General features: G+C 44.8%; 17 protein-coding genes. 13 read left to right on the top strand and 4 right to left on the bottom strand.

Features of this window, described 5'->3' with window-relative positions; all coding sequences use genetic code 11:
• The first annotated feature begins 48 nt into the window (after positions 1-48).
• The 5 genes from HUB64_RS21185 to glpG all read left to right on the top strand — a co-directional run bounded on the left by HUB64_RS21185 (position 49) and on the right by glpG (position 4,462).
• Positions 49-696, top strand: coding sequence for a TetR/AcrR family transcriptional regulator (locus tag HUB64_RS21185; protein ID WP_113940155.1), 648 nt, complete (start codon positions 49-51; stop codon positions 694-696).
• A gap of 286 nt (positions 697-982) precedes the next feature.
• Entirely contained in the window at positions 983-2,176 is a 1,194-nt protein-coding gene (locus HUB64_RS21180; RefSeq protein ID WP_168826108.1) for a glycine C-acetyltransferase, read from the top strand.
• Positions 2,177-2,187: 11 nt separating this feature from the next.
• On the top strand, positions 2,188-3,213 hold the full coding sequence (tdh, locus tag HUB64_RS21175) for an L-threonine 3-dehydrogenase (RefSeq protein WP_012090660.1): 1,026 nt from the start codon (positions 2,188-2,190) through the stop codon (positions 3,211-3,213).
• A gap of 101 nt (positions 3,214-3,314) precedes the next feature.
• Positions 3,315-3,620, top strand: coding sequence for a thiosulfate sulfurtransferase GlpE (gene glpE, locus HUB64_RS21170; protein WP_006084745.1), 306 nt, complete (start codon positions 3,315-3,317; stop codon positions 3,618-3,620).
• A complete protein-coding gene (gene glpG / locus HUB64_RS21165) occupies positions 3,617-4,462 on the top strand; it encodes a rhomboid family intramembrane serine protease GlpG (RefSeq protein WP_173497797.1) in 846 nt (281 codons plus the stop codon). Before glpE ends, glpG begins: the two co-directional genes overlap by 4 nt.
• 88 nt (positions 4,463-4,550) lie before the next feature.
• On the opposite strand, the gene elbB is transcribed toward glpG, so the two are convergent.
• Positions 4,551-5,213: an isoprenoid biosynthesis glyoxalase ElbB gene (gene elbB, locus HUB64_RS21160; protein ID WP_173497796.1), complete on the bottom strand. Its 663-nt coding sequence runs from the start codon at positions 5,211-5,213 to the stop codon at positions 4,551-4,553.
• 387 nt (positions 5,214-5,600) lie between these two features.
• On the opposite strand from elbB, the gene polA reads away from it, so the two are divergent.
• Positions 5,601-8,369, top strand: coding sequence for a DNA polymerase I (gene polA / locus HUB64_RS21155; RefSeq protein ID WP_173497795.1), 2,769 nt, complete (start codon positions 5,601-5,603; stop codon positions 8,367-8,369).
• Positions 8,370-9,391: 1,022 nt separating this feature from the next.
• Here the strand turns inward: polA and yihA are convergent.
• Entirely contained in the window at positions 9,392-10,051 is a 660-nt protein-coding gene (gene yihA, locus HUB64_RS21150; protein WP_006079362.1) for a ribosome biogenesis GTP-binding protein YihA/YsxC, read from the bottom strand.
• 167 nt (positions 10,052-10,218) lie between these two features.
• Here yihA and HUB64_RS21145 point away from each other — a divergent pair, with 167 nt between their 5' ends.
• The 5 genes from HUB64_RS21145 (at position 10,219) to hemN (ending at position 15,126) form a co-directional block, all read left to right on the top strand.
• Positions 10,219-10,842 (top strand): cytochrome c, encoded by a 624-nt coding sequence (locus HUB64_RS21145; RefSeq protein ID WP_105250761.1) that lies wholly within the window; start codon positions 10,219-10,221, stop codon positions 10,840-10,842.
• Positions 10,843-11,657: 815 nt separating this feature from the next.
• Positions 11,658-12,296, top strand: coding sequence for a class I SAM-dependent methyltransferase (locus HUB64_RS21140; RefSeq protein WP_105250762.1), 639 nt, complete (start codon positions 11,658-11,660; stop codon positions 12,294-12,296).
• 90 nt (positions 12,297-12,386) lie between these two features.
• Positions 12,387-12,947, top strand: coding sequence for a Der GTPase-activating protein YihI (yihI, locus tag HUB64_RS21135; RefSeq protein ID WP_105250763.1), 561 nt, complete (start codon positions 12,387-12,389; stop codon positions 12,945-12,947).
• 73 nt (positions 12,948-13,020) lie between these two features.
• A complete protein-coding gene (locus HUB64_RS21130; protein WP_113940148.1) occupies positions 13,021-13,488 on the top strand; it encodes a DUF2489 domain-containing protein in 468 nt (155 codons plus the stop codon).
• Between the two features lie 261 nt (positions 13,489-13,749).
• Positions 13,750-15,126 (top strand): oxygen-independent coproporphyrinogen III oxidase, encoded by a 1,377-nt coding sequence (gene hemN / locus HUB64_RS21125; protein WP_173497794.1) that lies wholly within the window; start codon positions 13,750-13,752, stop codon positions 15,124-15,126.
• A 97-nt stretch (positions 15,127-15,223) separates the two neighbouring features.
• On the opposite strand, the gene add is transcribed toward hemN, so the two are convergent.
• Positions 15,224-16,219: an adenosine deaminase gene (add, locus tag HUB64_RS21120; protein WP_105250766.1), complete on the bottom strand. Its 996-nt coding sequence runs from the start codon at positions 16,217-16,219 to the stop codon at positions 15,224-15,226.
• Positions 16,220-16,429: 210 nt separating this feature from the next.
• Between add and HUB64_RS21115 the strand changes: the two genes are divergently transcribed.
• Complete coding sequence (locus tag HUB64_RS21115; RefSeq protein WP_173497793.1) at positions 16,430-18,241, top strand: DUF885 family protein; 1,812 nt, start codon at positions 16,430-16,432, stop codon at positions 18,239-18,241.
• Between the two features lie 95 nt (positions 18,242-18,336).
• Positions 18,337-19,320, top strand: a complete 984-nt coding sequence (locus HUB64_RS21110) for an alpha/beta fold hydrolase (protein ID WP_105250768.1) — start codon at positions 18,337-18,339, stop codon at positions 19,318-19,320.
• On the opposite strand, the gene HUB64_RS21105 is transcribed toward HUB64_RS21110, so the two are convergent.
• On the bottom strand, positions 19,277-21,727 hold the full coding sequence (locus HUB64_RS21105) for a GGDEF domain-containing phosphodiesterase (protein WP_173497792.1): 2,451 nt from the start codon (positions 21,725-21,727) through the stop codon (positions 19,277-19,279). The two genes, HUB64_RS21110 and HUB64_RS21105, sit on opposite strands and share 44 nt — an antisense overlap.
• Between the last annotated feature and the right edge of the window lie 20 nt (positions 21,728-21,747).

Genomic DNA, 21,747 nt, shown 5'->3' with positions numbered 1-21,747 from the left:
GCTTTCTTTGATCAATTATGTGGCGTTCACTAGCAATTTGGATAACTTATGAAAACCCGCGACAAAATAATCTATGCCAGTCTTGAACTGTTCAACGAGCATGGCGAAAGAAACATCACCACCAATCACATTGCCGCTCACTTAAATATGAGTCCCGGGAATCTTTATTACCATTTTCGCAATAAAGAAGACATTATCCGCTGTATTTTCAGTCTCTATGAGAATCATCTCGAATCGGGTTTCCAACCCTATGAAGATAAGCAAGTGGATGTAGAACTGTTAATCGGCTACTTCGATGCTATGTTCTATACCTTGTGGCAATTCCGCTTCATGTACGCCAATCTTGCGGATATTCTCGCTCGCGATGAAGAACTAAAAAAACGCTATTTGCACGCACAGCAGCAAGTCTTAACGCGTTCAAGCCATGTGCTGCATAAACTCACACAAGACGGATTTCTGTGTGTCGATGCTGACAAAATCACGCCACTGGCGGATACCATTAAGATGATCGTCAGCTTTTGGATTGGTTATCAACTCACACAATCCAGCACGTCCACCATTACTAAAGCGACACTTTATGAAGGCGTTTTAAGGGTGCTGATGATTTTCAAAGCCTATGCAACCCCGACTTCCGTTGCGACTTTTACTCGCCTAGAGCAACATTACCACGCGCTAGCGAGTCAAGAATCCCTATAACATCATCCCAAACGCCTATGTTGGGAACTCGCATTCGGAACTAAACTCAAAGCAATTATAGTACTGAGTGCGAACCCGTTTTCGCTCTACAACGCTTAAAAGAATACTCAGTCAAACAGTGGCAAACTTATGTTGCACATTAGTTTTTATAATGTAAAAACCACTTTAGCCCTAAACTAGTTTATCTTGCGAACCTGCATGAAAAAAAGGCTGTAGGCCGATTAGGTTTAGAGTTAGAATGCCGCCACTCCCAAAATCAGAATAAAGTTAACTAAGGAGATATCAGGTGGCCTCTACCTCATTCTACGCACAGATTAATCAACAGCTTGCAGACATCAAAGCCGAAGGCTTATATAAAAGCGAGCGTGTTATTGCCTCACCGCAACAAACTGCCATTCAAGTTAATCACCAAGAAGTTGTTAACTTTTGCGCGAATAATTACCTAGGCCTAGCGAATCACCCAGAGCTAATCAAAGCCGCCCAACAGGGCTTAGACAGCCACGGCTTTGGTATGGCATCAGTACGTTTTATTTGCGGTACCCAAGACATACATAAAAAGCTAGAAGCTAGCCTGAGCGAATTCCTCGGCACTGAAGACACCATTCTTTACTCTTCATGTTTTGATGCGAACGCAGGTCTATTCGAAACCTTGTTAGATGCAGAAGACGCCATCATTTCTGATGCGTTAAACCATGCTTCTATCATCGACGGTGTACGTTTATGTAAAGCAAAGCGTTTCCGTTATGCCAACAACGATATGGCCGATTTAGAAACTCAGTTGATCGCCGCGAAAGAAGCGGGCGCCCGTAATATCTTGATCGCCACCGATGGCGTATTCTCGATGGACGGCGTGATTGCTAACCTGCAAGGCGTATGTGATTTAGCCGATAAATACAGCGCACTGGTGATGGTCGATGACTCTCACGCGGTAGGCTTTATTGGCGCAAACGGCCGTGGAACCCACGAATATTGCAATGTGATGGACAGAGTGGACATCATCACCGGCACCTTAGGCAAAGCCTTAGGCGGCGCATCGGGCGGTTTCACTTCGGGTAAAAAAGAAGTCATCGACTGGTTACGCCAGCGTTCACGTCCTTACCTGTTCTCTAACTCATTAGCGCCGTCAATCGTGACTGCATCTATCCATGTGTTAGAAATGCTCAAATCAGGCCAAGCCCTGCGCGAAGCCGTATGGGAAAACAGCCGTTATTTCCGTGAGCAAATGTCAGCAGCAGGCTTTACTTTGGGCGGCGCCGACCACGCGATTATCCCAGTGATGATTGGTGATGCGAAACTGGCGGGCGACTTTGCTAACCGCTTATTAGCAGAACATATTTATGTTATTGGCTTCTCGTTCCCAGTCGTTCCTAAGGGACAAGCCCGTATCCGTACGCAAATGTCAGCGGCACATACCCGTGAGCAACTCGACAAAGCGATCACCGCCTTTACCCGTATTGCCAAAGAAATGGGCATTATTTAGGACTTAAGACAATGAAAGCACTAAGCAAGTTAAAAGCCGAAAAAGGTATTTGGTTAGTCGATGCGCCTAAGCCAGTGATGGGCCACAACGATCTGCTGATCAAAATTAAAAAAACTGCGATTTGTGGCACCGACATGCACATCTACAACTGGGACGAATGGTCACAAAAAACCATTCCAGTCCCTATGGTTGTTGGTCATGAATATGTAGGCGAAGTGGTTGATATAGGCCAAGAAGTTCGTGGTTTTAAGATTGGAGACCGCGTGTCTGGCGAAGGTCATATTACCTGTGGCCACTGCCGTAACTGCCGCGCAGGCCGCACCCATTTATGCCGTAACACCTCTGGCGTGGGTGTCAATCGTGAAGGTTCATTTGCAGAATACTTAGTTATCCCCGCCTTTAACGCCTTTAAAATCCCTGATGATATCAGCGATGATTTAGCCTCAATCTTTGACCCCTTTGGTAACGCTGTGCACACAGCATTATCCTTCGATTTAGTCGGTGAAGACGTGTTGATCACCGGCGCAGGTCCCATCGGCATAATGGCGGCAGCAGTATGTCGTCACGTAGGTGCTCGCCATGTGGTGATCACCGACGTCAACGAATACCGCTTAGAACTGGCCCGTAAAATGGGCGCCACGCGCGCTGTGAACGTGTCAAAAGAAAACCTAAAAGACGTGATGAAAGAACTGGGCATGACCGAAGGTTTCGACGTTGGATTAGAAATGTCTGGCGTACCCTCAGCCTTCCACGCCATGTTAGATACCATGAACCACGGCGGCAAAGTCGCTATGCTCGGTATTCCTAGTGGTGAAATGGCCATCGACTGGAGCAAAGTGATCTTCAAAGGTTTGGTCATCAAAGGCATCTACGGCCGTGAAATGTTCGAAACTTGGTACAAGATGGCCAGTCTTATCCAATCAGGCTTAGATATTTCACCTATCATCACTCACCACTTCAAGATTGACGATTTCCAACAAGGTTTCGACGCTATGGGCTCGGGCCAATCAGGTAAAGTAATCCTCAGCTGGGATTAATCCTCCAGAGCATTACCTAGATAGGGGCTGTACACTCGCAGCCCCTTGTTGCACACTTATCCCATCTTGATTTCCATCTCTTAGCTTTGTCAGGTTTTATTATGTCTTCCTTTAAACACTTAAGCGTTAATCAATTGCTGCAAATGACCGAAGCACAGCCAGTGCAAATCGTCGATATCCGCGATGGCAATAGCTTCACCAACGGCCATATTGCAGGTGCAACTAACCTGAATAACGAAAACCTAGCGCAATTTATTAGCCAAGCCGATATGGATAGCCCACTGGTGGTGGTTTGTTATCACGGCATGAGCAGCCAAAATGCGGCGCAATATTTATGCGAACAAGGTTTTGATGACGTTTACAGCCTAGACGGCGGCTATAGCGCTTGGCATGAGGCGAATGCATGATAGAAATTGGCAGACTCCCCAACAGCAGAGCCGCGCAGGCATTTGTCGATTACCTCAAAGGGGAAGACATTGACTGCCAAATTGAGCCGCTGGTTCAGGGTGTTGCCATTCTGGTTATCCATGACAAAGATGTGGAGCAAGCACGCAAAGAGTTTGCCCACTTTATTGCTCACCCTTACGACAATAAATATCTGCAAGCCTCATGGGAACACGGCGATACCCAAACCAAACTCGATTATGGTGCCCCTTCGCTGCAGTTGTTCACCCAATTTATTACTGGCGCAGGCCCAGTCACGCTGATCATATTTGCGGCTTGCGTACTCATTTTTGCAGCGATGAACTTAGGATTCGCCAACCAAACCTACAAAGCACTGTCCTATTTTGGGGCAGTACCTCATTCAGAGTTCAGCCAGTTCTGGCGTGTTTTTACACCGAGCCTGCTGCATTTTTCCGCCATGCACGTCATCTTTAATTTGCTCTGGTGGTGGTATTTAGGCGGTAAAATCGAAACCCGTATTGGTACTGCACCATTACTCATCCTGCTGTTTGTCGCAGGAACACTGCCAAACGTTATCCAATATTATGTCGGTGGACCTAACTTTGGCGGGCTGTCCGGCGTTGTGTATGCAGTGGTGGGTTACACTTGGATCATGGGTATACGTAAACCCGCAGCAGGAATAGATTTCCCACCATCATATATGGGCTTTATGATGATATGGTTGGCATTGGGATTCACAGATATTCTAGGGGTTTCGGTTGCTAACGGCGCCCACATTGGCGGCTTACTCATAGGTTTAGCCCAAGGTTTATTTGATAGCCGCAAATCCTCGAGCTCAATCTAATAACTCAATCTAATATAGTGAACCAAGATAAATCCTAAAATTTATCTTGGTTCAATAACTCGCTTCACCCCTCTGCAAACCGCTCAAACTAACTCAGATCAGTCATTTCTAGTAGCTTAACGACTAGCTTCTCGATGCCTGAATGCGCTTCAGCAATATTACCAGCCAACATATAAGCGGGAGTGCTGACAATGCGATTCGCTTCATCCACGACTATCTCATGTACTGTCGCAACCTGATGCTCACCGCCCATCAAATTAAACGCTGCAACAGTATCGCTATCATTACCGATAGTGCCTTTTACTCCCTGGGGATATAAACGCGGGATCATCATAGGAGCAATACAGATAAAACCAACGGGCTTTTTCGCCAGAATGAACTCATTGATAAAATCAGTCACCAGCGGTTCCAATTCACACTCACTGCCATTCGTCGCAAAGTTACACAGATTTTTCGCCGCACCAAAGCCACCGGGAATGATCAAGGCATCAAATTCGGCGATATCTAATTCTGTGGTCGCTTTGACTTCGCCACGGGCGATACGTGCCGACTCCACCAGCACGTTACGACTTGCAGCAGCATCGACCTCACCAGTGAGATGATCTACCACATGCATCTGTTTGATATCTGGTGCAAAACACTGGTAGTGAGCCCCTGATCGGGATAAGCATAAAAGCGTTAAAACCGATTCATGTATCTCAGTTCCATCGAAAACACCACATCCACTCAGTAACACTGCGACTTTTTTCATTAAAAATATCCTTCTTATGTCATTAAGTTTTAACAAACCATAAACAAACTAGTTGATCTGATTAAAAATCGTGCTAACTTAATTCGTCGAATCTGACGAGTGCCGAAAATTAAGCCAATCCTTAGATGTATTTTACGGAGTCAATAAAAAATCCACAAATTGGGAAGATTTTTTAAGAAACAGTATTGAACTCACACAAATCTTTTATAAACATAAAAAACAACAACTTAAAAAAATCGCACTAAGCCGTAATCATCGCCATTATTCTCAGTTGACTTTTTCACTCACAGACTTATCCACAGGCTGAGAGTCATTTTGCCATGGCTGAAATAGTGCTTCTGTGGCATGCTTAGCGCCATCTAAGTCATCGATAAACGAAAAATACCTATGCCAACCGTCGCTAAAAACCCACTTGTGCTTGTGGATGGATCTTCTTATTTGTATCGCGCTTATTATGCGCCTCCTCACCTAACAAACTCAAAGGGCGAAGCAACGGGTGCCGTTTATGGCGTAGTGAATATGTTACGCAGCTTGTTGACCCGTTATCAGCCAAGCCATATAGCAGTCGTGTTCGATGCCAAGGGAAAAACCTTCCGCAATGACATGTACAGCGAATACAAAGCACAGCGCCCACCTATGCCTGATGATCTACGTTCGCAAATCGAACCCTTGCATCGCATTATTCGCGCACTGGGTTTACCACTGATTTCAATTTCCGGCGTCGAAGCCGATGACGTGATTGGAACTATTGCCCGCCAAGCCAGCTTAGAAAACCGTGCCGTGCTTATCAGCACAGGCGATAAAGACATGGCCCAGTTAGTGGATGAGAACGTTACGCTCATCAACACCATGACAGACACCATAATGGGCCCAGAAGAAGTCGTCACCAAATTTGGTGTCGGTCCAGACCGTATCATAGATTTACTCGCACTGATGGGCGACAAGGCTGACAATATTCCAGGCTTACCCGGCGTGGGAGAGAAAACGGCGCTCGCTATGCTCACGGGAGCCGGCAGTGTGAGTAACTTATTAGCTGAACCCGAAAAAGTCGCCGAGCTCGGCTTTAGAGGTTCTAAAACCATGGCGGCAAAAATCATTGAAAATGCCGACATGCTCAAGCTTTCTTACGAACTCGCCACCATCAAAACCGATGTCGAACTTGAGCAAGATTGGCACGAACTCACTCTCATGCCAGCAGACAAAGATGAACTGATCAAATGCTACGGCGAGATGGAGTTTAAACGTTGGTTAGCTGAAGTCTTAGATAATAAAATGACGGCAAATACCTCAATTGATGCGGCATCCACAGAAACACAAGAATACTCATCTCCAGTCGAAGCGATTGAAACACAGTACGACTGCATTCTCACCGAAGCCGAATTAGACACTTGGATTGCTAAGCTTAAACAAGCCGACTTAATGGCAGTCGATACTGAGACCACCAGCTTAGATTACATGGTGGCCGAATTAGTCGGGATTTCCTTCGCCGTTGAGACAGGAAAAGCCGCTTATCTTCCTTTGACCCACGATTACGTTGGTGCACCGACTCAAATCGATAAAACGGTCGCGTTAGAAAAACTGCGTCCGCTGCTTGAGGATCCAAAACTTAAGAAAGTCGGTCAAAATCTTAAGTACGACATCAGTATCTTAGCCAATGCAGGGATCAAACTACAGGGCGTCGCTTTCGACACTATGCTCGAATCCTATGTTTTCAACTCAGTGGCTTCGCGCCATGATATGGATGGTTTAGCACTCAAGTATTTAGGCCATAAAAATATCAGTTTTGAAGAAATTGCTGGCAAAGGTGCAAAACAACTGACCTTCAACCAAATCCCGCTAGAGACGGCTGCACCTTATGCAGCAGAAGATGCTGACATCACACTGCGTTTACACCAACATTTATGGCCAAGACTCGAGAAAGAAGCCGAACTTGCCGCCATGTTTACCGAAGTCGAATTACCGCTAATCCAAGTGTTGTCGGACATTGAACGTCAAGGGGTCTTAATCGACAGCATGTTACTCGGCCAACAGAGCGATGAACTGGCGCGTAAAATCGATACCTTAGAAGAAAAAGCCTACGACATTGCCGGTGAAAAATTCAATCTTGGTTCACCTAAGCAGCTGCAAGTATTGTTTTATGAAAAGCTAGGTTATCCGATCACCAAAAAGACCCCAAAGGGTGCGCCATCGACCGCGGAAGAAGTATTAGTCGAATTAGCCTTAGATTTCCCACTGCCAAAGGTGATCCTCGAACATCGAAGTCTATCTAAGTTAAAGAGCACTTACACCGATAAGCTGCCACTGATGGTCAACGCCAAAACGGGTCGCGTACACACTAGCTATCATCAAGCTAATGCGGCAACAGGTCGCTTATCGTCAAGCGAACCTAACCTGCAAAATATTCCGATTCGCACCGAAGAAGGTCGCCGTATTCGCCAAGCCTTTATCGCCCCAGCAGGCCGTAAAATTTTGGCCGCCGACTACTCGCAAATCGAACTACGGATCATGGCCCATTTATCCCAAGATGCTGGCTTACTCAAAGCCTTCGCCGAGGGCAAAGACATTCATAGAGCCACTGCTGCAGAAGTATTTGGTACCGACTTTGATGAAGTAACCACAGAACAACGCCGCCGTGCCAAAGCGGTTAACTTCGGCTTAATTTATGGCATGTCAGCCTTTGGTTTGGCGCGTCAGCTTGATATCCCACGCCATGAAGCACAAACCTATATCGATACCTACTTTGCCCGTTATCCTGGCGTATTACGTTATATGGAAGAAACGCGCGCGGGTGCTGCTGACTTAGGTTATGTGTCGACTCTGTTTGGTCGTCGCCTCTACTTGCCCGAAATCCGTGATCGTAATGCGATGCGCCGCCAAGGTGCTGAACGTGCTGCGATTAACGCGCCAATGCAAGGTACGGCTGCTGACATCATCAAAAAGGCCATGATCAATATTGCCCAGTGGATCAAAACAGAAACCCAAGGCGAAATCACTATGATCATGCAGGTTCACGATGAATTAGTGTTTGAAGTCGATGCGGATAAAGCAGAGGCACTTAAAAAGACAATCTGCACCTTGATGGCGCAAGCAGCTAATCTCGATGTTGAACTGCTTGCCGAAGCAGGCATTGGTGATAACTGGGATGAAGCCCACTAATCTCAGTAATATCCAGAAGAACACTATCAATATGATTTAACTGAAAATAAAGCTAATCTGACTTCAATATTTTGAGCTCAGATTAGCTCTCTCCCGTCTTAATCGCCTCTAAGAACATCAATACAGAGTCCTTTTCATCACTCAGCATAAATAACCCTTTCACAATACAAATTAGCTCGTTAAGTTAGACAAACTTCATCGGCAGAAAATGATTCACTCACAGCCAAACAATCTTTACCTGATACATTTGGCAGTAGAGTTCATCGATACACTGCCACAGCAGATGGATATTAAAAGGTGTGATTTACTCGAATTGAAACTGCATTCAAGTCAGCCATATATGCTCAAGAATGCCATAACGGTTGTTCTCTCACGCGTACACCAAAATCTTAGGTCAGGATTAGAGTAAAAAATCAAATCTCAAATATTGATCACTTTTGTATATAAATTTCGAGTTTTCTCTTTAAATCAGCCAATTAACCATTTTCACTGAAATTTTAGGATCAATTTGAGATGCTTTTTCACTCACAACCTGAGATCAAGCGCACATAATTACCTCTTTTTTGAAAAAACTGTTTTCCATTTAAAGATAAATAGAGTAATATTCTCTGCGTAGGGTACAGAGGTTAAGATGTTCTATCTTTCAGACCTTTATTTCACTTATAGTGATGAGCCAAATTCTGGCGCCTCAGCAACTTGTTTGCTGAGGCTTTTTTTTGCTCTTTTTTCAGACTTTAAGTAAATTTTAGAGTATTTGCTTTAATAAGGGATGGATTGGCTGTATGCTAGTTTCATTGAGAACCATTGAAGCTAATTTGATGGTGCTTGAGTCTTGTTGAATTTAGCTTCTCCCCAAAAGAGCTAATATTTTTGGCCGATGATAATATCATCGGCTATTTTTTTGCCTGAGATTAACGAATAACCGATGGGAATGAGACTGAACAAAAGAGAAAAAATTGCAGTAAAAACAAAGAGGAGGTATACACAGTCAAATTCTACCATGTACACCAAAACAGGCGATATTATTCAGCGTTATTCGCTGCATCTAACTCATCAGTCAACCACTGTGGATGACACCATTCATTAAGAATTGCCAACACTTTAGGCTTACCGGTTCCTTTAAGTGATGAGAAGGGTTCAACTTGCACCCAGTCGCCAAACTCACTTAGTGCGAGACGCACTTCATTTACGGTTTTCATCTTAGCACTTTGGGCTAATTTGTCTGATTTCGTTAGCAAAGCTAATACAGGAATTTCACTAGCAACTGCCCATTCAATCATCTGCATATCGAGATCTTTTAATGGATGACGAATATCCATCAAGACAACCACGCCACTTAAACAAGCGCGTTTTTGCAAATATTCACCCAATGCTTGCTGCCATTTATTTTTCAACGCAAGTGGGACTTGCGCAAAGCCATAACCAGGCAAGTCAACTAAACGACGCTGAGCATCTAACTCAAATACGTTAATTAGTTGAGTACGGCCCGGTGTTTTACTGGTTCTTGCTAAACTTTTTTGCTCAGTTAATGCATTGAGTGCACTAGACTTTCCAGCATTAGAGCGGCCAGCAAATGCAATCTCAACTCCAACATCGCCGGGCAGATATTGATCCAAATGTGCAATGTCAGGTGCACTGATTAAAAACTTTGCCCTACGAAAATCTATACGAGATTCAGTCACTATTTACTCCGAAATTTTTCTACGCAATACCATAATTTATGAAGAATTACTTACTTTCCCACGTTTTCGTGTAAAATATTACTCCGATCACATTAATCATATTTTACCACGCTTGCGGGTCACCCTAGTAAGCTCAGGATAATAATTTAACCAGAAGTTGGAACGCCATGAAAAAGCTAGCTCTTGCGCTGTCTGTTGTAATTGCCGCCATATCTTCACCTGCGATTGCTGAAGGTAATGCTGAAGCGGGAAAAACGAAAATCATTGTCTGTTCGGCCTGTCACGGTATGGACGGTAACAGTATGATCGATATGTACCCCAAAATTGCGGGCCAACACGCCACTTACCTCCAAAAGCAACTACATGATTTCCGTAGCGCAGCACAAACTGGTGGTAAAGATGGTCGTATGGATCCTATCATGAGTGGCATGGCAATGCCTCTAAGCGATCAGGATATTCTCGACATTAGCGCATATTTTTCTAGCCAAGCAATCCAAGTGGCTGAAGCAAAAGATGTTCCTGAGTTAGGTGCTAAACTTTACAAAGGTGGTGATGTTTCTCGTGGCATTACCGCTTGTATGGCATGTCATGGCCCAGATGGTAAAGGCGCTGAGCTTGCAGGTTTTCCAACGCTGGCAGGCCAACACGCAAACTACATCAAGATCCAGCTGACAAAATTCCGTGAAGCGGGCCGCCATAATGACTTGAATGGCATGATGCAAGATGTGGCTAAAAAACTAAATGATAGCGATATCGACGCGCTATCAAAGTATCTTTCTAGCCTGAAGTAATCTTCGCGAGTGAAAAGAAGGGTGTATTGTCACCCTTTTTTACACCACAAAGTTGACGTGGACGTAAACTGCTAAGATTCGTGCTTGACATAGATCACAGATTTCGGTTTAATAAGCCCCGTACCGAGATAAACCCATCTGTTTGTACAAAAAGATTAATAATAACTTACAGGTTTCGGTATAATTAACATTCAAGATATAAGAATAAAGATACTCAATAACAATAATATACTTAAGACCACTCTCTAATAATAACAAGAGTCGTGATTTCCACTTGAAATCCAGGTCAGCACAATTTTGTAAGGGATGGCCGATAACGCCAATTTGCTTCTAGCAAAACACCTTACACTAAGGGTAACTTGCCCCATCAGGACATAGTTTACATGATGTAAACTGTAGCAAAGGAAGCGATAAGCTTAGGATGCACTGGCTGGATGCTTGTTATCACAGGAAGGTACTTAAGTAACATGGATGGTTAACTCGACGTCAATGATGACGATGCTTTAAAAGATGTGTCGCGAGACCATCTACGGAAACTGTAGTCAGGATGGCGACAGAAAAAAATAAAGTGTCTGGAAGACCATTAACAAAAATAATGCAGGGAAAGCAGTAAAAAAAAGAAGGATACCGACCGGGAAAGTCGCATAGCAAGTATGGATACTTGGAATCAGGATAAGGTGCTAAAGCACCCTTTGTAAGGCGGCAGTTTAACTGCCGCCTTTTTTCTTTTGTAACACCCCATTAGTGTCTAAAATGTGCACTCAACCAATATAATTGGTACAATCAAAGCCTTAATAACCACTTCAGCAGACTCAATGCCCAGATGCCCTCTTTGTCATAACAGTCAGACACGACTCCTTCATCAAGATAAAAAGCGGAGTTTTTATGTTTGCAAGACATGTGAGTTAACCTTTGCGGATGCGAATAGCCATTTACCCCCCGCGGCAGAGAAGCAAAGATACGGTCGTTCACGCATAGCGTCGAAGCAAAAACAGTTATCGCAATTTATTTTGCCGCTGTTAGCGCAATTAGAGCAGCAACAAGCGGGCAGTTTATTAGGATTGAATTTTGGCCGCATACTCGATGATGAGAGCCTGACGACCATAGAAAATGCGGGCCACAAGTTAAATCAATATGATCCCTTTTTTGCCCCTAATCATGACGTGTTAAAGCTAGAGTATGATTTTATCTGCTGTTATCGGGTATTTGAGCATTTTCAAAACCCTATAAAAGAGTGGACTTTGCTCTCTCGGCTACTGCATTCTGGTGGTTGGTTAGCGATAAGCACACCATTACTGACTGAATTAGATGGTTTTGCTAAGTGGCATTATAAGAACAACCTCACCCATGTGAGCTTTTATCAGCGACAAACCTTCGAGTACCTCGCAAACAATAGCGATTTTGAACTATTATTTGCCGCAAAGGACCTCGTTTTGATGCAAAAAACATCATAATCTGGTATAATACTCGGCCTAATTTCGCACCTTGTAGACAAGCTCACCCTTAGTCTGCAAGGCCATACGTTGTAAATAATTGAGAAGACCATGTCTCGTAGCAAGAAAACACGCAAGGGCGGCGAGAACAGCCCTAAGTTACAGCCAAGAGTGAAGAAGCAAGATCGCGCTGTAGCGACTGGCAAACGTAAAGATTCTGGCAATAAATCAGGTAGTCGTCATAACGAAAGCTTAATTTTAGCGCAAGCGCCGCAACAGCAGGCCGCTAAGAAAAAAGACCCGCGTCATGGCAGTAAAAAGCCTGTGGCTTTAGCGATTCCTGCGGCAGTGGTAACAGATAAAGCCGCTCAGCCAAAAGTTAAACAAGCTAAGCTGACTGACGAGCAAAAATTGCTGAAATTGGAAGAAGATCCAAGACTAAATCAGCTGTTAGATATGCTTGAAGAAGGCCGCGACCTCAACGAGGTTGACCAAAAGTGGTTAGATCAACAGCTAAATAAGATTGAAGCTCTGATGATTAAACTGGGCATTAGCGACGATATGGATGATGACACACCTTCATCACCTGCTAAGTCTTTGTCTGACGATGAGTTATTCGACAAGTTCGAATCAGGCGCTGACTTACTAAAAGATTATCAAGACAAGTTCTAACCTCTCAGTGCTAAGGCATAGGGAACTCAGTTTTTAGCTGTGGCTCCTTATGCCATTCATATAAGGAGTCTTTGTGTCTACGACTATCATTATTCTCGGTTTTATCATCATAGTAGCGCTAAGTAGCTACGCCACCTTCTTAATCCTAAAACTCAAGCAACAAAAAAAGCGTCAGCAGGCTGAACAAGCCGAGCGTGAAGTGACTGCGAACGCAAAACGTGCCCAAGTTTTAGATGATATCCGCTATATCGCCACAGCCATGATTGAAGACCGCTGTGAGATCTCTGAAGGCGTGGTCAGGATTGGGCGATTATTTGAAATCCTGTCATTAAGTGAGCGTGTGGCTCCCGATTACCCTTCATTATTCAAACACTTTGAGTTAATTAAAAATCATCCCATCATGGATGCTCGTCAAGCCTTGCCTAAGCAAGAAAGAATGAAGTTAGACTTGATCAGAATGAAGTCTGAAGCCGCATTAGAACAAGGCATCAGTGATGATGCGAAAAAACTGTCGGATTACCAAGCCAAAGCGATGCATTAAACCAGCCCATTGCTATACCTCAAGACCACTTATATTGTGGTTTTGAGGTTATCTCGATAAAACCCACAACAATCTTACCCTCCTTACTCCCGTGAGCCTGCGCACAAAACCGCCAAATATCGACAGACAAGCGTACTTTTTTGATAGATATTGCGTAACTTCTAAAAAGACAGACGTCATTTTTACAACCTAGATCAAGGTTATTTACTTAAGAACCTTGCATACTTCGCTTGTTGCTAATTTACCCACGGAGGACACGCCTTGAAGCAGCCCACTCAGATTAGCTGGGATCAGTCGATGATCGAAAAATATAACTACAGCGGTCCCCGTTATACCTCTTACCCAACGGCATTAGAGTTCGATGATACATTCACCGAACAAAATCTGCTGACGGCCATTGAAAATAGCAAAAGCGATAAACTGTCGCTGTATATTCATATCCCGTTCTGCGCCAAGCTTTGTTATTACTGCGGCTGTAATAAAGTCATCACCCGCCACCAACACAAAGCCGATCAATACATTGAATATTTAAGCCAAGAAATTATTAAACGTGCGCCCCTGTTCAAACATTACAGTGTGACCCAAATGCATTGGGGCGGCGGTACACCCACGTTCTTAAATCCAGAGCAGATTCTTAAACTTACGTCATTGATTAAAGCCAACTTTAACTTTGCGGAAGAAGGCGAGTACTCAATTGAAGTCGATCCTCGCGAGATTGAGCTGTCAATGCTCGACACGTTGAAAGAAGCGGGCTTTAACCGGATCTCCATCGGTGTACAAGATTTCAATAAAGAAGTGCAAATTGCCGTTAATCGCGAACAAGATGAGCAATTTATCTTCGACTTAATGGCTAAAGCGAAAGCCATGGGTTTTGTGTCAACCAACATAGATTTAATCTATGGTTTGCCACACCAAACGCCAGAAACCTTTGCCGTTACTATGCAGCGCGTTTTAGATTTATCGCCTGACCGTCTGTCGGTATTTAACTATGCTCACTTACCTGCGCGCTTTGCCGCTCAACGTAAGATCAAAGACGAGCATTTACCTTCGCCAAAACAAAAACTCGAAATGCTGCACCAAACTATCGAGACCTTAACTGGCGCAGGCTACCAATATATCGGTATGGACCACTTTGCTAAACCCGATGACGAGTTAGCCAAGTTACAGCGCGAAGGCAGACTGCACCGCAACTTCCAAGGTTATACAACCCAAGAAGAATGTGATTTGTTAGGTCTTGGCGTATCGTCCATCAGTCAGATTGGCGATTGCTATGCGCAAAACCAGAAAGATATCCGCCCTTACTATGAGGCCATAGATAAGGAAGGCCATGCTTTGTGGAAAGGTTGCAGCCTAAACCGTGACGATGAAATCCGCCGTGTAGTGATTAAACAGCTGATTTGCCACTTCGAACTGGATATGGCGAAAATTGATGAGAAACTGGGGATTAACTTCGAAACCTATTTCGCGGAAGATCTTAAGTTAATGCAGACATTTATCGATGATAAGTTAGTTGAAATCGTCGACAGACAGATCACTATCAGCCCTACTGGCCGTTTATTGATCCGCAATATCTGTATGTGCTTCGATCTTTACTATCGTAAAAAAGCGCGTCAGCAACAGTTCTCACGCGTGATCTAAAACGCCTATCGCAGCACTCGTAAACGCTCATAAAAAATCCGACTCTAGAGTCGGATTTTTTATTCATAGCTATTTTTATTAACGACTCAGAATCGACTTATACCTTAGCGGCATACAGTGCTTTGCGCTCACTGTCCGATAAAAATGCCATTTCAACGCCGTTACGTTGCACCTGCGCTAACTCAGCATCGGTTAACTTGAGTTCAGATTTGGCGATACGATACTCATGATTAATATCGATAGCGCTCACACCGGGATCATCGGTATTTAGGCTTATCAACACGCCTGCATCCATAAAGGTTCTGAATGGATGCTCAGCGTAAGAAGCCACAGTAGAAGTATGCAAGTTACTGGTTGGGCAAGATTCGATGCCAATACGGTGCTTAGCAAGATATTCCATCAGCTTAGGATCGTGAATCGCGTTCACCCCATGACCAATTCGAGTTGCGCCAAGTTCTTGAATCGCTTGCCACATACTTTGTGAACCTGCAGCTTCACCGGCGTGAGCCGTAATCGCAAGGCCAGCATCACGAACACGTTTAAAGTGATCGTTAAATAACTCGCCAGGGAAGCCTAATTCATCACCGGCTAAGTCCATAGCCACGAGATGTTGTTTATGGGCGAGTAAGCCTTCAAGTTCTTGAGTACAAGCAGCTTGACCAAATGAACGTGACATAATGCCAATCAAATTGATCTTCACGTTATAGTCTTTTAAGCCCGCTTTAACGCCGTCAACTACCGCCTCAACTACGCCTTCAATCGGTAACTTATGGTTCATCGCCATATAGTAAGGACTAAAACGTAACTCAGCGTAATCTAAGCCAGATAACGCCGCATCGGCAACGTTTTCATAGGCGACGCGTTTAACCGCATCCAAATCTGCGAGTACAGCAACCATCCAATCGAGCTTCTTTAAGAAGGCGACTAAGCTAGTTTCTTTCCCCTGAATTTGCACAAAAGGTGCGAGTGTCTCTAAAGAATCGGCAGGTAGCGCAATGCCGTGTTGGTGTCCTAGTTCCCAAATGGTATTTACCCGCACATTACCGTCTAGGTGACGATGCAGATCCACCAATGGAATGGATGTATCAATCATATTTAACCCCTATTTGAACTACCCAGCCAATGCTTTTGTTATTTGGTCGAGGGCGGACACTAAGTTTAACACGCATTTTCGGGGGCATTTATGCGCCAAACGCATTTAAATTCACATTCAGTCACAATTCTGCTTAATATCCATACAAGGAACGGCCGCATTCATCAGGCATAATGACTTCAATAACAACGAAAATATCAGAGATCTAACATGCATAAACTCTTAACCCCCAGTTTATTGATATGCGCATTAGGCGCCTGCAGTGCCACTCAAACCACAAAAGATATTCAAACCCCATCGTCACAGACAATATCAGCAGCACAGTCGCAAGTTGAGCCAATCGCCCCAGCGCTGCAAGCGATTATCGACCAAAGCTGGCAATTACAGCTCAGTGCGAGTCCTGAAATGGCTTACAGCATGGGCGATGCCAGTGCAGCAGGAAAATTAGCGGATCTCTCGCCAGCCGCGCTCGCTAAGCTTAATCAAGGTCAAATAGCAGTACTAGCGCAGCTCAAAGCACTCGACCGCAGCAACTTGAGTAAAGAAGATAAGATTAACGCTCAAATACTGGAAGATCAGATCCAAAACGATGTCGACCTATATCGTTTCAAGGATTATTACCTGCCCATTACGGCGGAAAGCGGCTTCCACGCTTATATCACGTCAATCGCACAGGGAAGATTCAGCACCCTTGAGGATTACCGCAACTATATTGCCAAACTCAATACTCTCCCTACCTATTTCGCCCAGCAAACCCACTGGCTAAAACAAGGATTAGCCGAGGGAATAACGCCGCCAAAAGTAACACTCAATGGCTTTGAAGACAGTATCAGTGCTTATATCGTCCCTGTTGAAAAGAGCAGTTATTTCAAACCTTTTACTCAATATCCCAGCTATTTCACTGAGGCACAAAAAACTCAGCTGACCCAAGAAGGCCACGCTTTAGTTGAGCAAAAAGTTCTACCTCTGTACCAAAACTTCTATGATTTTATGACTAAAGAGTACATTCCCAATGCACGGGAAAATATCGCGGCCAGTAGCTTACCTAACGGTGCTGAATTTTATGAGAATCGGGTACGTTACTATACGACCTTGAATATGACATCAGCAGAAGTGCATGAACTGGGTTTAAAAGAAGTACAACGTATCCGCCAAGAAATGGAACAAATCATCGCGTCAGTAGGTTTTAAAGGCAACTTTGCCGACTTCTTACATTTCCTGCGGACCGATCCCCAGTTCTACACCACCAGTGCCGAGCAGTTACTCAAAGAAGCGGCATTTATTGCCAAAAAAGCCGATGCCATGCTACCTAAGTACTTCGGCAAACTCCCACGCCAACCCTATGGTATAGCGCCAGTGCCCGCCGAAATTGCACCGAAATACACCACTGGGCGATATTCAGGATCGAACAGCGATGATGAACCCGGTTACTACTGGGTCAACACTTATGCATTGGATAAACGCCCACTCTACGAGCTAGAAGCCTTAACCTTGCACGAAGCCGTACCCGGTCATCATCTGCAAATTTCACTCAACTCTGAGCTAACCTCACTCCCAGATTTCCGTCGTTATGGCTATATCTCTGCCTTTGGTGAAGGATGGGGGCTATATTGCGAATATTTAGGTTTAGAAGCTGGTTTCTACCAAGATCCATACAGTAACTTTGGTCGCTTAACCTATGAAATGTGGCGCGCGGCGCGTTTAGTCGTAGATACTGGCATGCACGCCCAAGGATGGAGTCGTCAACAAGCCATCGACTTTATGGCCAGCAATACCGCACTATCACTGCACAATGTCACTACCGAAATTGACCGCTATATTTCGTGGCCAGGACAAGCCTTATCCTACAAAATTGGTGAGTTAACAATCAAACGATTACGTGCCAAGGCAGAACAGGAACTCGGCGACAAATTTGATATTCGTGCCTTCCACGATGCTGTGCTCGAAAATGGCTCAGTGCCTATGTCGATCCTCGAACAGCAAATCAATGATTTTATTGAAGCGAAAAAGGCGACACGCTAAGTTAATGAAATTCATGGGAGTCGGTATTTTCAGACTCCCATGGTTGTCTGTTACACTCTAACAAACCATTCAAGCCAAATGATTTGCGACTGAGTATGAGCCAAGCCAAAGCGACATTTTCGACTGAACACGATTTAAATACCTCAGAGCAGCAAGCCTTCTGGCAAAGCGTTGTTCAAGACACGCTAGCCTCTGCCGACGGCGTTACGCTGGCCTATATGATGGTCAAACATCCCCAAGCGCATACCGCAATCGTTCTCAGCAGTGGCCGAGTCGAGTCCTATTTAAAGTATCAAGAATTGGTCTTCGACTTATACCAACAAGGTTACTCTGTTTATGCCATAGATCACCGTGGCCAAGGGCTATCGGATCGTATGACAATCAATCCACACATGGGCCATGTGCGAAGATTCAATGATTATATTGATGATTTTGCACTATTTATGCAGAAGATAGTGTTACCACAAAACGACAAACAACTCATGCTACTTGGCCATTCAATGGGTGGCGCGATTGGCACTTTGTATCTCAAACAGCATCCCGATATTTTTACCGCCGCGGCATTTTCAGCGCCCATGTATGGCATTAAATTACCTATGCCAAAAGCGTTCGTGCGCTGGTTAGCCAGTAAACTCGATACCACACTCAATGGCGGCGAGCCTAATTATGTACTTGCAGGACAAAACTATAAACCTGTTCCGTTCAAAGGGAATGAGCTAACTCACAGCCAAACCCGATACCAAGCCTACCGAGAATTGTATGATGCTGCCCCTAAGTTACAACTCGGTTCACCCACTAACCGTTGGTTGACTGAATCTTTAGATGCGGCAGATACTTGCGTACTGGCAACGGCACAAATTCGCACTCCGATACTGATACTGCAAGCGAGTGAAGATAAGATTGTTGATAATGCGGCCCAGAATCTCGCCGTGAGTACCCATTGCCAATTGAAAGTAATCGCTGGGGCTGCCCATGAGATTTTTATGGAAAAAGACGCCTGCCGAAACCAAGCCTTAAACTATGCTCTCGACTTCTTTAAACGCTACGCAATAAAGGACGAGGACAAACAAGCTGGATAAAGTCCGCTTGGTTTAAGGCTCGACTGAATAAATAGCCTTGATAGCCATCACAGCCAAGTTCAACAAAAGCTTGATATTGTTGGGATGATTCGACACCTTTGGCGACAACGCTCAAATTGAATTGCCGCGCAGAGGTAATAAGTACATTCACTTTTGTTGGCATTGTGGTTAATGAATCAATACAACTCATATCCAATTTAACCGCAACTAATGGCTGATTCGCTAAGCAGCTCAAGGCACTCGAGCCCGAACCGAAATGATCGAGGATGATGCCTACACCTGCTTCAACTAACTTAGAGACACGCTCATCCACAAACTGTGGTTGCATTAAAAATGCGGCCTCATTGAGCTCAATACCCAGTTGATTAGCACCAATACCATGCTCCTTAACCAACCCAACGAATGTATCAACAAAATCTGCCTGACCAAATGAGAATGCACTGATATTGAGAGTCAAAGGAGGCAAACTCCTTCCTTGAGCCCGCGATTTCTGAATAAACAGACACACCCGCTTAGCCACCCAAAGATCAAGCTCAGCAATAATTCCCCCTTGTTCTGCTAACGCCACAAATTCAGCTGGCGGAATAAACTCTCCATCAGCACGATACCAACGCGTGAGCACTTCAGCCGAGACAAGTTCACTGGTCGCATTGATCACAGGCTGGAACATTAACGTTAAGCTATCTTGTTGTAATGCGGTTTGTAATTCCTGTTGCAACAGCTCATCACGGCTCTGGCGAAAGTCCATTTCAGCATGGTAAAAAGCGCACCCAGCTTGACCTGCTTGCTTAGATCTTAACGTTGCTAACTCGGCACGACGCATCACTAAAGCGGGATCTAAGGTTTCTATACTATCGAGTAAACAGATTCCCACACACGCGCTCAGCTCAAAGTGATGATGACCGTAATGGAATGGTCGAGCAATCACTTGCCTTAACTCACTCGCAAGGGCTAAAGCACGACGAGCAGCGGCTGACGCATCTGCCGCTAAATCTTTAGCAAGCAAAACGAAATTACCAGACCCTAATCGACCGACCGTTATATTTTCAGTGAAATAACTCGATAAACGGGCCGCGATTTGCGTTAACAAGCGCTCTAATTCATGGGAATTTAAAGTGGCGACCAATCCTAAGCGATCCACCTCAACGAGCAGCAATGCTCCCCATTGCCCCGAACTATTACCTTGGGTTAAAAATTGCGATAAACGCCCCATAAAGACATCGGGCAACATCTTGCGACCGACAACAGATTGATCCACAAGCTCAGTAATTGCAGCATGGTTCTTCGCGCTTTCTGACACATCCATATGAATGCCTATCATGCGAGTCGGGCGGCCTTGGGGATCCCAATCAACTAACATACCGCGGTCTAACACCCACACATAATGGCCATCTCTATGCCGTAAGCGGTGAACACTTTCAAATTCTTTACTCTTTCCGCTAACGTATTCCTGCAAAGCATCTAACACAATCTGCTTATCATCGGGATGTAGCCGCGTCTCCCATGTCTGGAATACTCCAGCCAATTCATCAGGCGCATAACCAATCATCTCTTTCCAGCGATCAGAAAGAAAAACCTCCCCCGTACTGATGTCCCAATCCCAAATACCGTTACGCGAACCTTCCACAGCAAATAACCAACGCAATTCACTGTCATTCAGCTGTTTAACTGCCCGACTTAAACGCTCATGTGCCTGCTGCAAACTGGCTTGCAAAGATAAAACTTCAGATGAACTCCAAGGTATCGATGTCGAAAAGGAAGAAGTACCTACCAGCTTAGCTGCCTCGCTCAACATTTGGAATGGGCGGATCAGCAGGAAATATAAAATAAAGGTAAAGCCAATCAGCAATAATCCGCCAAGGCCCCAAACCCGCATAAAACGTTGCTGCAACTTAGCAGAAGCTTCGGCAACTAAAGGGGCTAAATCGGCTTCAAGATAAATCAAATCAACAGCCCCACCATACTGGGGAAGAACGGGATAATATGCTTGAATAGTTAAACGGTCGAGATTAACGAGGATCTGCGGAAGAAAAGCTTGAACCACAGAGCGGTGAAGATCTACATCATAACCATCGATGACTTGAGTCGCATTGCTATCACGCCACACAGTATGATTAGCAAAACGAATACGGCTTTCAGCATCAACCAAGATATACACCATAGTGCCCATATCCAGTGCAGCCAAGGAAACTTCCTGCTCAATCCGCTCCACATCCTGTAAAGCTTGCGCCGATTGAACCACATTCTGCATGCGGAACAACTGTTGCTTTATCAAAGCCGACTGTCGCTGCGCAAGTTCAGCCCTAACTTGGTCACTTTCGAACAGGTACTCACCTATGACCAACACTAAATATAGGGTCAGCATACAAAGAGGAAGCAGTACCGCGAGCGAAAGCTTACGAAGCATAGGCAACAGATGGCCGTTAA

The sequence above is a fragment of the Shewanella sp. ISTPL2 genome (assembly GCF_013283205.1).
In the GTDB taxonomy this organism is placed as follows: domain Bacteria; phylum Pseudomonadota; class Gammaproteobacteria; order Enterobacterales; family Shewanellaceae; genus Shewanella; species Shewanella oncorhynchi.
This window is presented reverse-complemented; position numbering and strand designations above follow the sequence as displayed.

Bases quoted from the DNA above. Each gene is read 5' to 3' on its own strand.
- HUB64_RS21185 (WP_113940155.1), top strand. From the start codon at position 49: ATGAAAACCCGCGACAAAATAATCTATGCCAGTCTTGAACTGTTCAAC.
- tdh (WP_012090660.1), top strand. From the start codon at position 2,188: ATGAAAGCACTAAGCAAGTTAAAAGCCGAAAAAGGTATTTGGTTAGTC.
- glpE (WP_006084745.1), top strand. From the start codon at position 3,315: ATGTCTTCCTTTAAACACTTAAGCGTTAATCAATTGCTGCAAATGACC.
- glpG (WP_173497797.1), top strand. From the start codon at position 3,617: ATGATAGAAATTGGCAGACTCCCCAACAGCAGAGCCGCGCAGGCATTT.
- elbB (WP_173497796.1), bottom strand. From the start codon at position 5,213: ATGAAAAAAGTCGCAGTGTTACTGAGTGGATGTGGTGTTTTCGATGGA.
- polA (WP_173497795.1), top strand. From the start codon at position 5,601: ATGCCAACCGTCGCTAAAAACCCACTTGTGCTTGTGGATGGATCTTCT.
- HUB64_RS21145 (WP_105250761.1), top strand. From the start codon at position 10,219: ATGAAAAAGCTAGCTCTTGCGCTGTCTGTTGTAATTGCCGCCATATCT.
- HUB64_RS21140 (WP_105250762.1), top strand. From the start codon at position 11,658: ATGCCCAGATGCCCTCTTTGTCATAACAGTCAGACACGACTCCTTCAT.
- yihI (WP_105250763.1), top strand. From the start codon at position 12,387: ATGTCTCGTAGCAAGAAAACACGCAAGGGCGGCGAGAACAGCCCTAAG.
- add (WP_105250766.1), bottom strand. From the start codon at position 16,219: ATGATTGATACATCCATTCCATTGGTGGATCTGCATCGTCACCTAGAC.
- HUB64_RS21115 (WP_173497793.1), top strand. From the start codon at position 16,430: ATGCATAAACTCTTAACCCCCAGTTTATTGATATGCGCATTAGGCGCC.
- HUB64_RS21110 (WP_105250768.1), top strand. From the start codon at position 18,337: ATGAGCCAAGCCAAAGCGACATTTTCGACTGAACACGATTTAAATACC.
- HUB64_RS21105 (WP_173497792.1), bottom strand. From the start codon at position 21,727: ATGCTTCGTAAGCTTTCGCTCGCGGTACTGCTTCCTCTTTGTATGCTG.